At 46.4% G+C, this 15,241-nt stretch carries 9 protein-coding genes; 7 read left to right on the top strand and 2 right to left on the bottom strand.

Annotated elements, in window-relative coordinates; all coding sequences use genetic code 11:
* Positions 1-6 precede the first annotated feature (6 nt).
* Both MC7420_RS39975 and MC7420_RS18930 read left to right on the top strand, forming a co-directional pair.
* Positions 7-213 (top strand): hypothetical protein, encoded by a 207-nt coding sequence (locus MC7420_RS39975; RefSeq protein WP_006102315.1) that lies wholly within the window; start codon positions 7-9, stop codon positions 211-213.
* Between the two features lie 69 nt (positions 214-282).
* Positions 283-486 carry a hypothetical protein gene (locus MC7420_RS18930; RefSeq protein ID WP_006102234.1) on the top strand — a complete coding sequence of 68 codons (204 nt, stop codon included), beginning with the start codon at positions 283-285 and terminating at the stop codon, positions 484-486.
* Positions 487-539: 53 nt separating this feature from the next.
* Here the strand turns inward: MC7420_RS18930 and MC7420_RS18925 are convergent, their stop codons facing one another.
* A complete protein-coding gene (locus MC7420_RS18925; RefSeq protein WP_006102224.1) occupies positions 540-3,656 on the bottom strand; it encodes a response regulator in 3,117 nt (1,038 codons plus the stop codon).
* Positions 3,657-3,964: 308 nt separating this feature from the next.
* Positions 3,965-5,530 (bottom strand): SpoIIE family protein phosphatase, encoded by a 1,566-nt coding sequence (locus MC7420_RS18920; RefSeq protein ID WP_232231731.1) that lies wholly within the window; start codon positions 5,528-5,530, stop codon positions 3,965-3,967.
* Positions 5,531-6,103: 573 nt separating this feature from the next.
* Here MC7420_RS18920 and MC7420_RS18915 point away from each other — a divergent pair.
* From MC7420_RS18915 to MC7420_RS18895, 5 genes are all read left to right on the top strand, one after another.
* On the top strand, positions 6,104-7,558 hold the full coding sequence (locus MC7420_RS18915; protein WP_157453225.1) for a hypothetical protein: 1,455 nt from the start codon (positions 6,104-6,106) through the stop codon (positions 7,556-7,558).
* Positions 7,559-7,599: 41 nt separating this feature from the next.
* Complete coding sequence (locus MC7420_RS18910; RefSeq protein ID WP_044208171.1) at positions 7,600-9,045, top strand: DUF3131 domain-containing protein; 1,446 nt, start codon at positions 7,600-7,602, stop codon at positions 9,043-9,045.
* Between the two features lie 181 nt (positions 9,046-9,226).
* Positions 9,227-11,974, top strand: a complete 2,748-nt coding sequence (locus MC7420_RS18905; RefSeq protein ID WP_006102341.1) for a DUF3131 domain-containing protein — start codon at positions 9,227-9,229, stop codon at positions 11,972-11,974.
* 110 nt (positions 11,975-12,084) lie between these two features.
* Positions 12,085-14,487 carry a glycosyltransferase family 2 protein gene (locus MC7420_RS42660; RefSeq protein WP_006102136.1) on the top strand — a complete coding sequence of 801 codons (2,403 nt, stop codon included), beginning with the start codon at positions 12,085-12,087 and terminating at the stop codon, positions 14,485-14,487.
* A 170-nt stretch (positions 14,488-14,657) separates the two neighbouring features.
* On the top strand, positions 14,658-14,984 hold the full coding sequence (locus MC7420_RS18895; protein WP_044208260.1) for an STAS domain-containing protein: 327 nt from the start codon (positions 14,658-14,660) through the stop codon (positions 14,982-14,984).
* Positions 14,985-15,241 lie beyond the last annotated feature (257 nt).

The following is a 15,241-nucleotide window of genomic DNA, read 5'->3' as shown; positions in this document are numbered from 1 at the left end:
TCCCCGGTGTCAACGCACGAGGATTCCTTACCAGCCAATCCAAATGTAGGGGCGGGTTTAGGAACTCAAGTAACGGGGAAATCACTACATTTCATGCAAAACCCGCCCTTCCCCCAATCTTCAACCCAACCAATAACCTCAATCCAAAACTCACGCCGCACGGTTAAGCAGACGGCGGGTTTTGTTGTCTTGTTTAAGATTCAGCCAAATTAACGAATTTCTTTACCCGGCAGTAAATGTATCCTGGAAATTCGCCTACATAAATGATGTGTCCTAACCGCTATGGCGGTTGCTATACCAGCCCATCCAAATGTAGGGGCGGGTTTAGGAACTCAAGTAACGGGGAAATCACTACAGTTCATGCAAAACCCGCCCTTCCAAAATTTTGAACTACGAACCCATTGTTTTTGTAGTACGCTGGTGGCGTTATTGCACAAGAAGAGGGCGGGTTTTGTTGTTCATTTATTGGTGAGTAGCCGATTTTAGTCCCTAAACCCGCCCCTACAAATTGTCCCTAAACCCACCCCGACAAATTGCCTTCAACCGCACTTAATCTCCATTAATGCCGCTTTGACCCGTTCATACTCCCGCTTCAGCCGCGACACAACCTCGGAAGCGGTGGTTAATTGCTCATTTTCTCCCATTCTTTCTAACTTTTCGCAATATTCCGAAAACGGTATTGCCCCTAGAGACGCACTGCTTGACTTGAGAGTATGGGCTGATGCTTCTAGCCCGGTTGCATCTCCCTGAACAATGGCTGTCTCCATCCCTTGGATTAATGCTGGAGTTTCAGTTAAGAAAACCGTAATTAATTGAGCCAAACATGCTGATGCACCCTCTCCAAGAGTTTCTCGCAAGGCTTGCAGAACCTCAAGGTCAAGCGCCGCTTCACGCCTTGGTGCGGGTTCTATCGTCTCCTGGTTTGGCACAGACTGGTTCAAGACTCGTACCAATTCCTCCACTCGAATCGGCTTGCTGATATAATCATCCATGCCAGCCTTCAAACACTCTTGGCGATCGCTTTCCATGGCATTAGCTGTCATCGCAATAATTCGAGGACGGGTGGCAGCATTCCAGGTTTGGCAGATGCGTTGTGTGGCTTCCAAACCATCCATGTGCGGCATCTGAACATCCATAAATACCATATCATAAGGTTGACGATGCAAGGCTTCCAGAGCTTCAAGCCCATCACTAACCACATCGGCTCGATAACCCATCCGCTGTAATAACCGCACCGCTAACAGTTGATTCACCAGATTATCCTCCGCCACTAAAATGCGCCGGGGTAGTCGCGATGCCATTTGCGAGTCGAGTTTAACCCCCTGAGAACGGCGGGATTTAATCTTAGTTGGCATTCCCCCTACCGTTTGAACCAAAACGCTGTACAGTTGAGACTGTTTAATCGGTTTATTCAAGAAAGCTGCAAAATCAACCTGGGCAGCATTCAACTCCTTTTCTGGGATGCCAATGGAGGTGAGCATAATCAGCGGTAACTGCTGACAATCAGGGCGCTGACGCAGGGTAGCGGCTAAACTCAAACCATCGACTTGGGGCATCTGCATATCCAGAATGGCTAAATCAAAGGATGGCTCTTGCTCAATTAAGGCGATCGCCTCTGCTGCTGAGGATGCTGTATCGGTTACCATTGACCAAGCCTCTGCTTGTCGGCTTAGAAAGTCCCGGTTCGTGGCGTTATCATCCACAATCAACAGCCGCTTCCCAGAGAGACAGGATGGAGAGTCAACCCTCTGTGCCACTGCACCCGCCACTGACTCAACCGTGATCATGAAATAGAAGGTTGAACCTGACTCAGACGGCTGTTCCGCCGATAGTTGCCAACCCGCAGGAGGATTACCCGCCACAGTGCCGTGACTTTCCACCCACATCGTACCGCCCATCATCGCACTCAACTGTTTGCAAATCGCTAATCCTAACCCTGTTCCCCCGTATTGGCGGCTGGTGGAGGAATCCACTTGACTGAATGGCTTGAATAAGCGGTGCATCCGTTGGGGAGCGATACCAATCCCTGTATCGTTAACCGCAAATTGAATGTGGTAACGATTGGAGTCTGGGTGAGAATCTGCCTCATTCTCTAATTTCCGCCCTGTTACCGAAACCACTATTTCTCCAGCTTCGGTAAATTTAACCGCATTGCTCAATAAATTCACCAAAATTTGGCGGACTCGTGTCACATCTCCTCTCACCTGATCAGGAATGTGCGAGTCGAAGCGATAGCCTAACTCTAGTTTTTTCGCCGCTGCTTTCGCCGCCAGTAAATCCAGCGCGTCTTCAACACAGTCTCGGAGTTCAAAGGGCTGTTCTTCCAAATCCAACTTGCCCGACTCAATTTTGGAGAAGTCGAGAATATCGTTGATGATTGTCAGCAGCGCATCACCACTGTTGCGGATGGTTTCGGCAAAATGACGCTGATCTGGGGTCAGTTCGGTATCCAGGAGTAGTCCCGTCATGCCGATTACACCATTCATCGGGGTGCGGATCTCGTGGCTCATCATTGCCAGGAATTCGCTTTTGGCTTTATTGGCTTTTTCTGCGACTTGTCTGGCGTCTTTGAGCGCCCGATTTTGCTGTTCTAGGGCAGTTTGAGCTTGCTTTTGCTGAGTAATATCTTCAACGGAGCCTTCATAATAGAGCAATGTGCCGTTGCGATCGCGAACCGCCCGGGCATTTTCCATAATCCAGATCAAGCTCCTATCGCGCCGATAGACTTGAACTTCAAAGTGAGATACTGCTCCCTGTTGCTGCATCCGGTTGATAAACTCAGCCCGTTTTGAGGGGTCAACGTAAAGCTGTTGTCCAATATCGGTAACCGAGGCGATTAACTCGGCGGGTGAGTTATAGCCATATATCCGGGCGAGGGCAGGATTAGCGCTAATATAATGCCCATCGGGTGTGGTTTGATAGATTCCCTCAACCGCATTCTCAAAAATACTGCGGTAATTGTTTTCAGCCTTCTGTAAGGCTTGCATCTGGCGTTCTAATTTATCAACATTCAGCCGTAACTCAATTTGAGCGATCACTTGACGCCCCAAGGCTTCTAGCGCTTCTATCTGTTCTGGAGTCAACTGGCGCGGCACTTGGTCAATCACGCAAAGGGTACCCAACGCAAAACCATCGGGAGTGACAAGAGGAGTCCCGGCATAAAAACGGATGTTGGGTTCAGATGTAACTAAAGGGTTCTGGGCAAACCGCTCATCGTCTAGGGCATTCGGAACCATTAACACCTGATCCGGGTTCAGAATCGCATGAGCGCAGAACGCCTGTTCTTTGGGGGTTTGGGTAGCATCTATACCCACCTTTGACTTAAACCACTGCCGAGTGGCATCGAGAAGGCTAATTAAGGCAATGGGAGCGTCACAGATGTACGCCGCCATCTTGGTTAAATCATCAAATGCCTTTTCTGGCAACGTATCGAGAATATGATATCGCTCAAGTGCTTTGAGTCTATCGGCTTCATTGCTAGGTAAGGGAGGCATCTGTATCGGGTTGAGAGTTGTATCATGTCCACCTATCCAATCATTATCTCCTTTTGCTTTATTGCCTGTCTTCTTTTTGGTACCATCTTTGGCTATAGCTTGAGGGTTAGAATCCAAGCCACAGCCTGCACCCCCTGGCTGTTTCCTGTTTCCTAATCTCAACTGTTAACTTTAATTATGTCCACCCACTTACCCTGCCTTCAACTGGACTTGATATCCATCAATTCCACTTTGACCCGTTCATACTCACACTTAAGCGGGGACATAATCTCAGACGCGGTGGTTAATTGATCACCTTGTCCCTCCATTTCCGTTCTGGCACAGCTTATTAAAGGCAGGAGCAGACTCAGGATGAGCAAACAGAAGACGGAGGGCTGAGGATGGAATGCGCTACGATTTAGGGTGTCTGCTTGGTGTTTGTTTTCAAACGCTCAGGATTTATATCCAGGTACTTCTAGCCCCCTAAAAAATTAAGACAATCTAATTTTCAACAAGGAAAAGTCATCAGAAAGGATACCCTTATAGCCAAGGGATTGGATATGGTTAAAAACTTGTGTTAGAGTGTTATTAGCGGATGAACTGGCAATTTCTAGAACTTCAGAGAATGCATTAAGCCCCCAAATTTCGCCATTGGCTTGATGAATTTCATAAACTCCGTCACTAAATAAATAGAGTGTGCTGTCGGGTTTAATTTCGCATAAATCTTCATCAAAATCGGCTTCTGGAAGCATACCAATGGGAATACTCTTTGCTTCCAACCGTTGTATGGGAGTTGAAGCATCAGCCAGCAAAAGAGCGGGTGGATGTCCAGCACAAGCATAAACTAAGGTGCGATTAGTCCGGTTGTAGACGCCATACCAAATGGTGAAATAGTCATCGCCAGTGTCACCCATTTGAAAGATGGTATTGAGTGCTGTGAGAACCGCGCTGGGTTGGTAAAAATTGGTGTTGGTTAGAGACTGCGATCGCAGAATATTCAACACTGATACCGATAACAGGGCGGACTTCACCCCATGTCCGGCGACATCTAACAGATACATGACTAAATGTTCCGAATCCAGCCAATAATAATCAAAGGCATCACCCCCTAACTGCAACGAGGGAACAAACTGCTGTTCAATGGTGACAACCGATTCAGTTAGGGGACGCGGTAAGAGCGATCGCACGTAGTCGGCGGCTTGATTTAATTCCTGTTGCAATATCTGATTTTGACGCTGTAATTCTTCCTCTGCTTGCTTGCGTTCAGTGATATCATTGAGTGTGCCGGAAATTCCTCTGAGAGTCCCATTTTCATTTAAGAGTAGGCGGGCATATACTTCAATATAGGCTACGGTCCCATTTTTTGATAAATAGCGAACTTGGTAACAGCAATCTGGCGTTTGAGGGGTGAGTTCCTCTCCGGCTAATTTAGCTTCATTAACCTGTAAGGCGTTAACTGAATAGGATTGGAGTAGATAGTGGAAATGTGCATCATGATTGTGACGATCATCAGGGTGAATAAAGTCTACAAAGCGCTTACCAATACTTTCGGGTACAGAAAATCCTGTAATCTCTGTCCAAGCAGGATTAAGAAAGGTTAATTGTCGTTCAGCATTCATTTGGAAAATCACTTCTTTGAGATTTTCCACCACGGAACGATATTGCTTCTCGCTTTTGCGTAACGCCTTCTCCGCCCAACTCGCTTCCAGCAAACGACGCACTCGTCGCCGCAACACGGGGGCGTGAATCGGTTTAGTCACATAATCCACCGCACCCGCTTCAAACGCCCGATCCACCGAGGTTTGGTCATCCAATCCCGTAATCATTAAAATAGGAGTGCGATCGCTACCCATCAAGGCTTGCAGTTTGCGGCAACAGGTAAAACCATCCATCTCTGGCATCATGGCATCAAGCAGTACCATATCCGGTTGTAGCTGGGCGTAAGTCGCAAGGCATTGTTCTCCATTCTCTACTTCTTCGACTCTGTTACCCTCTTTTTCGATGATGTGACGCAGCATGAGCCGCGTAAATCGGTCATCATCAACAATAAGAATCAAGGCAGAATTTGAGTGAATTGAGTGACTCATGCGATCGGTTTAAATATTAATCAGCTTAATTATCAGTAATGCTGATGTGCCAGTGGCTTCCCACTGTACGTCAGTGTCATTCCGTTAATTGTGGACTTGACACTACCCCAGACACCAGCGAAGAATTACGGTATTTCTTGGAAGTCACCAAAACTTTATCCTAGAATTCCTGTATTGACAAAATCAAAAAAATGTGTTATGGATCGTCATTCGTCATCAGTCACCTTTGTAGGTTGGGTTGAGGAACGAAACCCAACAAGAACAGGTTCATATCATGTCCGGTGGAATACTTACACGCAATAGTTTTGAGGAATATACTCAGCAGTATACCCGTTATCAGAATTAGTAAGGAGAAAACACGACACCCTTCAGGGTAAACGTCGTGTGCCTGGGAACTTGGGAAGACAATTAGAACTGTTTTCTTCTATGTCACTCAGTAAATTTACGGATTAGATTGCCTTCCCTTCATCAAACATTCATAGTTTTCCCGGATGTAAATGACCGCCATGACTGACTAAGATGTTTATCGTTCAGGAGTTAGTCATGAGCGTAAACGGTTTCAATTATGGTTTAGAGTTTTTGCTATTCCTGCGAAATGTAAGTAAAATGCGCTGGCATTACCGAAGGATTTTTATCGGGACTGTCGGGTTCTGGATATTGAGTGTTGGTAGGTTACAGGCAATCAGTCAAGCTGCTTTTAATCAGGTAGATTCTATGCCATTTTCGGATAATTTGGTTGAATTGGATAAGACGCTAGCTGAGAAATCGGTTACTCCTAAGTCTGGAATAAAAGAGAACCTGTCGTTACATCGGACTCACGATAGTCCGCCAATTTATAAGTCGGCTATTTCCCCATCTTTAGAACCAATACCCTACCCGTCTCCGCCAGAGGTAACGTTGAATTTTGCTTTAGCGTCATCCCCAGAAATACCCACTCAGACAGATAGTTGTTTGACTGAAGTTTCCTCGACTGAACTGCACTATCCATCCGATCAATCCCCTCTGTTGATAGCTGCACCAGAAAACTTCAATCCGGGGTTACGATTACCGCCGGAATCTCCAGAGTTGCCATCCCAACCCAGTTCAGCTTCGTCTTCTACTGAGTGGATTGTTTTAGAAGGTTTAACGACTGATTTTCGCTATGACCATGATAACTTTGATCAACGGAATCTCTTTGTTGAAGAAACCGCTCAATTTCGTTTACGGAATGGGAATATCGTCCGATTTAAAACAGGCTTGAATTCCTTCGAGCATCCTGATGTTGATTCCGTAACCAATATCCCCATTCAAGTCGGTTGGGAGGGGAAAATTGATCAAGTCACAGTGGAGGTTGCTGGAGGGGTTGATTGGTTTGACCGTTTGCCAACGGCGCTGAATTTGAGCGCTAGGGTGGAAGCGCCTATTGCGGCTAAGGTGAGTCCGACAGGAGAGTTAGAATCGGGAATTTTTCCCGCCTTTATCGTCGAACAAGCGCCCTATAAGTTTAATGCTGAAACGCTAGATAATCAAATCACGGCTTGGCGATTTGGTCCCAATCTATACTGGCAGATTGCCCCAGATACGAGCTTCTTTACCTTTCTGAGAGTGGGGCTTTATAACGATGGGAATCAAGAGTGGCAATCCTTTAGTCGGCTAGAGCAGAAAATGGGTCAGTTTTATCTGGCGGCTAATCTGTTTACCTGGAGTTATCAAGAGGATCTAGAGACACAAAATGGCTATTTTTCACCGCCGGATTTCTTAGTTTACAATGCCGAGATTGGTTGGGAAGGGGATATCTTTGAGTTTCTGAGTTGTCGGTTAGCGGCAACATTAGGACGCCAGCGATTAGATGGAGAATTTGACAATGCTAATGGGTATGAAGCCCGTTGTACAGCTAAGATTTCGCCCAATGTAGAGGCAGATTTTGGTTATCGCTATACCAATGTCCAGAATCGAGCGACGGGGGATAGTGACTATAACAATGATGCCTTTAGCGGACAGGTGCGGATTTCTTTTTAGGTCATTTTTAATTGGTAATTTGTAATAGTTTGAGGAGCATTATGAGTATTAATTTTGAGCCACCGCCAAGAAAATTATCTCTTTTGGTTTGTGCTGGAGGAATTGCCACAGCCATCGCCGCGATCGCGAGTTTGGAAAGCCTGTCAAATCAGCCGAATATCTCGTCTATGTCATCGCCAGAAGCCTCGGTTTCTCAAGTCGTTACGCCTAAGTCCCAGGAAAACCCTAAATTGGCGAAACTTGATGCTGAATCGGTAAAATTGCCCGGTACTCCTGTCACATCTGCCGAACTCAAAGCGGCAGAACGTTCAGTGATTCCCCCTGGTGCAGGTATATTAAGCCCAGCGGAAATGGCAATGGCTGAACAAGCCTGGAAGTATTTTGAACAGAACTGGAATGATCAAACCGGATTGGTGAATTCTGCTGATGGATTTGCCTCAGTAACGATGTGGGATCAAGGGGCGGCAATTGCGGCATTAGTCAGTGCTAAAGAACTGGAGATTATCCCAGAGTCTGAATTTAAGACTAAGATGAGTCGCCTGTTGAAAACACTGGCAACGATGCCACTTTATAACGATGAATTGCCGAATAAAGTCTATAATTCTGAAACATTAATGCCTGTTGATTATGGTCAACTGGACAAGAAAGAGGAAATCGGTTGGTCAGCCATTGATTTGGGACGATTGGCGTTATGGCTAAAGATTGTCGGCGCGAAATATCCAGAGTTTAAATCAGAAACGGAAGCGGTTTGGGATCATTGGCAGGTTGAGCGGTTGACGAACAATAATCAGATGTATGGCACTAGCGTTGTTAATGGCAAAGAGCAATATAATCAGGAAGGGCGATTGGGCTATGAAAATTATGCGGCTTATGGTTTGAAGTTGTGGGATTTGAATGTTCAGAAGGCGTTGGATTTTGCCGAAAATGTGGCGTTTGTCGATCTTTATGGTCAAGGGGTTCCTTATGACAAGCGAGATTATGAAACCTCGGAAGCGAATAACTATGTCCTCAGCGAACCCTATATTTTAGATGGAATTGAAACCGGGTTTAAAGCGCTGCCGAAAGCTTATGCGGATCGACTTTTAGCGGCACAAGAATCCCGGTACAATGCCACGAATCAATTAACGGCGGTAACTGAAGATAATTTGGATCGTCCGCCTTATTTTGTCTACGGCACTTTGTTTGCCAATGGGGAAGCCTGGGCAACGATTACTGATACTCGCGAAAATTATGATGATTTGCGCTTTATCAGTACGAAAGCGGCGCTGGGTTGGCACGTTCTTTATAATACGGATTACACCAAGAAGTTATTTGAGTTTGTCCAAGATAATCTCAAAGCGGATAAGGGATGGTACAACGGGTTTTATGAGTCGTTAGATGAACCGAATAAATCCCTGACGGCGAATAATAATGGTGTGATTCTGGAACTGTTTCTCTACAAAAAAGTTGGCGAACCACTCATCGAGTGGGCAGGGGTGAAGGAATAGGTTTGTAGGGGCGGGTTTTACCGATAAGGTGACGATTCAAACTATTAATAGAGTTAAGTAGTCGGATAAAAGAAAACAGCACCGTACTCAGTTTTGTAAACAAGCCTCAAACTCTTACTGTTCCCTGTTCCCTAACAAATGACGAATGATGTTACTTGTTCTAGCGTAAACATTTATTCTTATGCTGCCAAAACCTTCTCGCCAAACCGCCTTACAACTAATTGCTTTATTCCTCATCGCAGCAATCTCTCCTTCACTATTGATTCAGTTTCCCCAAACAGCATTCGCTCAAATGCAAACCTCCGCACCTGCTACCTGTGCGGAAATTACTGCCCCGCTAACAGCAGAGGAACAAATTTATGCCCAGACAGCTTGGCAGTATTTTCTCAATAACTATCAGCCGGAAACAGGATTCACCAACTCCAGCAATGATTATCCCTCCGGTACACTCTGGGATATGGGAAATTATTTAATGGCACTGAATTCAGCCCGCTGGTTAAATTTAATTGACCAGGGAGAGTTCGACTATCGCCTGAATCAGTTTTTAACGGGTTTGGAAATGTTGAGGTTATTTGAAGATAGCCTACCCAACAAAGTGTATAATACCGAAACTGGACAACTTGTTGATTATGCCAATACTCCCATCGAACGAGGAATTGGGTGGTCGGCGTTGGATATTGGTCGCGTATTAGCCGCATTTGATGTAATTCGGACTTGTCATCCCCAGTATGAAGATTGGTTGTCTAAAATTCTTCAGACGTGGGATATTGAGCGATCGCTTAACGATGGACACCTCTATGGCGCTACGGTTTTACCGGATAATCAAACTCTATTGGTGCAAGAAGGGCGTCTGGGTTATGAAGAATATGCGGCGAGAGGCTACGAACTTTGGGGCTTTAATGCGGCGAAAGCGGTCTCCTTTGAACCGTTTAAGTTGGTGGAGATTAATGGGGTGCAAATTCCTGTGGATACCCGCGATTACCAAACCACCAATGCCAATAACTATGTAGTGAGTGAGTCCTATATTTTAGATGGGATTGAATTTGGCTTCCAGGGAGATATTGCGGATTATGCGGCTAGGGTTTTAGAGGTTCAGAAACGTCGCTATGAACAAACTGGACAACTCACGGCGGTGACAGAGGATAATATTGATCAAGCGCCCTATTTTCTCTACAATACCGTTTACGCTAATGGCGTTCCCTGGGCAACAATTACCGATCGCAACGAGTCTCACTCAGCGTTACGCAGCATCAGCACTAAAGCCGCCTTCGGTTGGCACTATCTCTATCCCGATAATGATTACGCCAAAACGCTGTTTGAGGCGGTGAAAGACTTACGCAGTCCCGATGGTGGCGGGTTTTATGCGGGATTGTATGAGGAAACTCAAGCACCGAATACCGCCTTAACCGGGAATACCAATGGCTTAATTTTAGAGATTCTCTACTATAAAGCCAGAGGCAATCAACCCTTAATTGGCAGCAATGGCGTCAGTGTTTCCACCGGACAACCGGGAAAGGAAGCCGTTGTTTCCCCTAGAACTCATTCCACCTCCACCCCGCCTGCGGTAGCGATTCAACCCCTCCCTCCAGTCGGAAAACCCCAGTCTTCAACTTGTCCCCCTCTGGCAATACCCTTAACCGATACCCAACGGCGTTACGGGGAGAAGGCGTGGCAGTATTTCCAGGCAACCTATCAACAGAATACAGGCTTAGTGAACGATCGCGCGGATCTCAATGGGGCTACGCTATGGGGATTAGGGGATTATCTAGCCGCCCTCCATGCTGCCCGTACTCTAGATATTATCTCACCGGAAGAATTTAGCGATCGCACTCGTCATCTGTTAGCCGCGTTGCAGCAGTTGCCCCTATTTGCCGGACAATTACCCCATCGAGGCTATGATACCCAATCCTTACACCCCATCGATTACGGCGGGAACCCCAGTGTCAAGGGTAGCACCAATCCTACGGCTGAGGGGACGGGTTGGTCGGCGTTGGATTTGGGACGACTATTGGCGGCGTTGTACACGTTGAAAACTTGTCATCCAGAATACACTGATGTTGTGGATCATCTGGTGTTGGATTGGTCTTATTCTCAAGTTATCCGGGATGGGATTCTCTATAGTGCCAGGGTGACACAGGATAACAATGGACGACTGCGAACCCATGTTACTCCCGAAACCCGCCTCGGTTATGTAGACTATGCGGCGCGGGCATTTCAACTCTGGGGGTTCAACGTTACCCCGTCTCAGAGTAGCCGAACCTATCCGACAACCCTGGTTGAGGGTGTTCCCGTACCCTTAGCTAGCCCAGACTCCTCCACGGTTAGCAATCCCTTTCTCCTCTACGGCTTAGAATTTGGCTTTGATCCCTCCATGATGGCGTTGGTGCAACCCCTCCTGCAAGCCCAAGCCCAACGCTATCATCGCACAGGTACCGTCACAGGGGCGGCGACGACCCTACTAGATCAACCCCCCTATATTGTCAATAGCACAATTATTGGCAAGGGCAAACCCTGGGCAACTCTGGATGATCAAGGAAACTCGGTTCCCGACAATCGCACCGTGAGTACAGCCGTTGGCTTTGGCTTTCATGCCCTATTCCCGAACCATGACTATACTCAGCCGCTATGGGAGGCAATCCGCGATCGCTATAATTCCCAATCTGGCTATTATGAGGGATTTTATGAAAAAACCGGGAAAACTGCCAAGGGATTGAGTGGCAGTACCAACAGTCTCATCCTGCAATCCCTACTCTACACCGCCACCGATCAGCAACCCCTGATTCGCCCCCAAACCGCCCTGAATTCTCCCTGGTGGCAAACCATAGAAGCGGGGGATTCGGGTCAAGGATTGCCGACGACTGTCCAGCAAACCGCCCAGTTAATCACGGGAACGGCGGGAACCTACTGGCGTTCCACATTAGGATTTTGAAACGTCATGATATCAAGTTCACCTAATCCTAACTCCGGGTTAATTATCTCCTGCCTTCTGCCTCCTGCCCGGTTGGTGATCCTGTCGAACCACTGCCTTCTAAAATCACCATGACTACCTCTATTTCACTTCTAGAAAACTCCTCTGTTTTTTTAGGCAACATTCGCTCCCGCCTCAAAGAACGAACCTTACTATTTCGCTATTTAGCCGAAATCAACTTAATTTTTGGCGCTTGGTATCTCCACTGGCGAATTACTCATTCAATTAATACCAATGCGCTGTGGTTATCCATTCCCCTACTCCTCGCCGAAATTTACTGTTACGTGGGTGGTGTCATGTTTCTGCTAGGATTATGGCGACCCATCGTTCACAAAGTCCGCTCATTGTGGCAACTCAGCCCACCCTTCCCCCCAGCAGAATTTCCCACCGTGGATGTGTTTATTACCTGCTACAATGAACCCCCGGAATTAGTCGAAAACACCACACGCGCTGCTTTAGCCCTCAATTATCCCCTCACCAAACTATCGGTTTATGTTCTCGATGATGGCAATTCCCCCGATTTGCGAGCCATGACCGAAAAACTCGGGTTAGAGGACTTACAATCGCCAATGTTGCAACAAGAAGCCGAGCGCCTTGATACCGAGCGATCCGAGTTAGAAAATCGCCGTCAGCAACTGAAAAATTTAGCCCTAGAAATTTCCCAAGCCGAGCAATTTTTGGAATCCTTTCAACTTACCGTCACTACCGACTTTAATGCCTTATCTCAAGTTTTATCCTGGTTCGAGCAATTACGCCAACCCAGAATTCCTAACTCCGTCTGGTTAGAATGTCAAACCGTACTCGCGGAAGGATTTGATAACGCCATTTCCCACGCCCATAAAAACTTGCCACCAGAAATGCCAATTACGCTGGAAGTCTCTATTTTCACCCAATCCATAGAAATGCGGATTTGGGATCAGGGAACCGCCTTTGATTTAGAGGGACATGTACTCAACAACCCGAATCCAGTCGAGGAAACCGCAGAACGGGGGCGTGGCGTCAATATTATGTATCAAGTTGCGGATTATTTGAGTTACACACATACCTTAGATAATCGCAATTGTTTGCTCATGATTAAATCCTATTCTCCTCTCTCCGAGGTTGAGCAAGATTGTCCCTCCTATACCGTTACCAGTCATCTCAAAAGTCTGCGGAACTGGCTGCGCGTCTTACATCCCACCTCCCCCAATTTGAGCAGTAATTTAGCGTCTGAAATTAGAATCGTCGAAAAAGCGATTTACCAAAAAGAGTTAGAACTCAGTAACTTAGTTCGCTGTCGCTACATTGCGCGTCCCAAACCCAAAGGAAAACCCCACCATGCCAAAGCAGGTAATATTAACTACGCGATGTTTTCCGGCGAAACCTCTGGCGATTTTATCCTCACCCTAGATGCAGATCACATTCCCAAACCGCAATTCTTACAACGAGTTCTGCCCTACTTTTACACCTACAACCTCAATACCGGAAAATACGAAAGCAATCAAATCGCCTTTGTTCAAACCCCCCAAGCTTTTTATAATATCCCTCCTGGAGACCCCTTTGGACATCAAGCCCACTTATTCTACGGACTAATTCAACAGGCAAAAGATGGTATGAATTCGGCGTTTTACACTGGAACCAATGCCGTGTTAAGACGCGAGGCATTAATTAGTGTCGGCTTGCAAAACTTTGCCGATGAATTTGCCGTCGATCAAAAACGGTTAGCCGAATTTGACTTAGTAGGTGGTGTCTCCAGTAACAGCATTACCGAAGACATGAATACCGCCATGCGCCTCCATGCAGCAGGGTGGAAATCTGCCTATCACGATGAAGAATTAGCGACAGGATTAGCCCCCGATGACTTAAGTTCTACGCTCAAACAAAAGCTACGCTGGGCGCAGGGAACTCTCCAGGTTCTCCTGCGAGAAAATCCCTTCAGTAAACCGGGGTTAACCTTTTGGCAACAGTTACACTATTTTCAAACCATGTACAGCTATTTCTCTGGGTTTGCTACGGTTGTCTTTCTCATCTGTCCGATTATTTATTTCTTCACCGGGATTATTCCGGTGCAAGCTTATGGAGATGAATTTGCCATCCACTTCATTCCCGCCTTTGTTCTCAACCGTTTGACGTTTATCGCCGCAAGCTGGGGGATTCCCGCCCGGGAACTGTGGCGTTCGGAGCAATACGCGATCGCGTTATTTCCCCTATTTATCCAAGCGGTTTGGAGTGTATTCACGGGACGCCCGATTAAATTCCAAGTCACGCCCAAGCAGCGTCAATCCGGGATGTATCTTCGGTTAGTTTTGCCGCAGTTAACGATAGTTATTTTCACGATTCTGGGAATACTATGGTGTCTGTATCGATTAGCAATGGGAGAGTTAAAAAATCCTGGACTTTATCTAATTAACGGGCTTTGGGCAGTTTATAGTTTGTCTTTGTTATGGGTAATTATTCGAGCCGCTGTCTGGCAACCCAAAGCTAGCCGTAACTAGGTGATCAGTAATCAGTTATCAGTGATCAATGATCAGTTATCGGGAGATGGGGGAATTGTAGGGGCGGGTTTCACTACTATCGTTTTTTACCCACCCTAATGTCACTAAACCCGCCCTGTCTAAATGACCAATGACAAAGTAAATTTATTCACAACAAAGGAGTCATGCAAATGAGTACAACCATTAAAATTGTTCAACCTACTGGTATCTTAGACGGCGTAAGCGTCAATCAACTTCGGCGTGAAGTCAATGATGTTGTTGAAAGTGGTGCGAATATTGTCTTGGTTGACTTTCAGGATGTCACGTTTATGAATAGTACAGGCTTAGGGGCTTTAGTTGCCACGCTAAAAACGGTTCAGGCGGCTGGCGGTCAACTGTTTATCTGCTCGCTTTGTGACCAAGTTAAGATGATTTTTGAACTGACAAAAATGAATCGCGTGTTTAAAAGTTTTGCCAATCGAGAGGATTTTGAGCGTCAGATTACTCCTGTCAGTTAATCCAATTGACAGGCAAATCCAAATGTAGGGGCGGGTTTAGGGACTCAAGTAACGGGGAAATCACTACATTGAATACAAAACCCGCCCTTCCCCAGTCTTGAACCTAACCGATAAGCTCAATCAAAAATACCCCGTTCATGCTTAAGCAGAGGGCGGGTTTCGTTGTTCATTAGGTGCAATAGTTTAGTATTACCTAGCAGCCAATCCAAATGTAGGGGCGGGTTTAGGAACTTAAGTAACGGGGAAATCACTACATT

Origin of the sequence: Coleofasciculus chthonoplastes PCC 7420 (genome assembly GCF_000155555.1) — a bacterium.
In the GTDB taxonomy this organism is placed as follows: Bacteria; Cyanobacteriota; Cyanobacteriia; order Cyanobacteriales; family Coleofasciculaceae; genus Coleofasciculus; species Coleofasciculus chthonoplastes_A.
The sequence above is the reverse complement of the archived record's forward strand: the minus strand, read 5'-3'. Positions and strand labels throughout refer to the sequence as shown.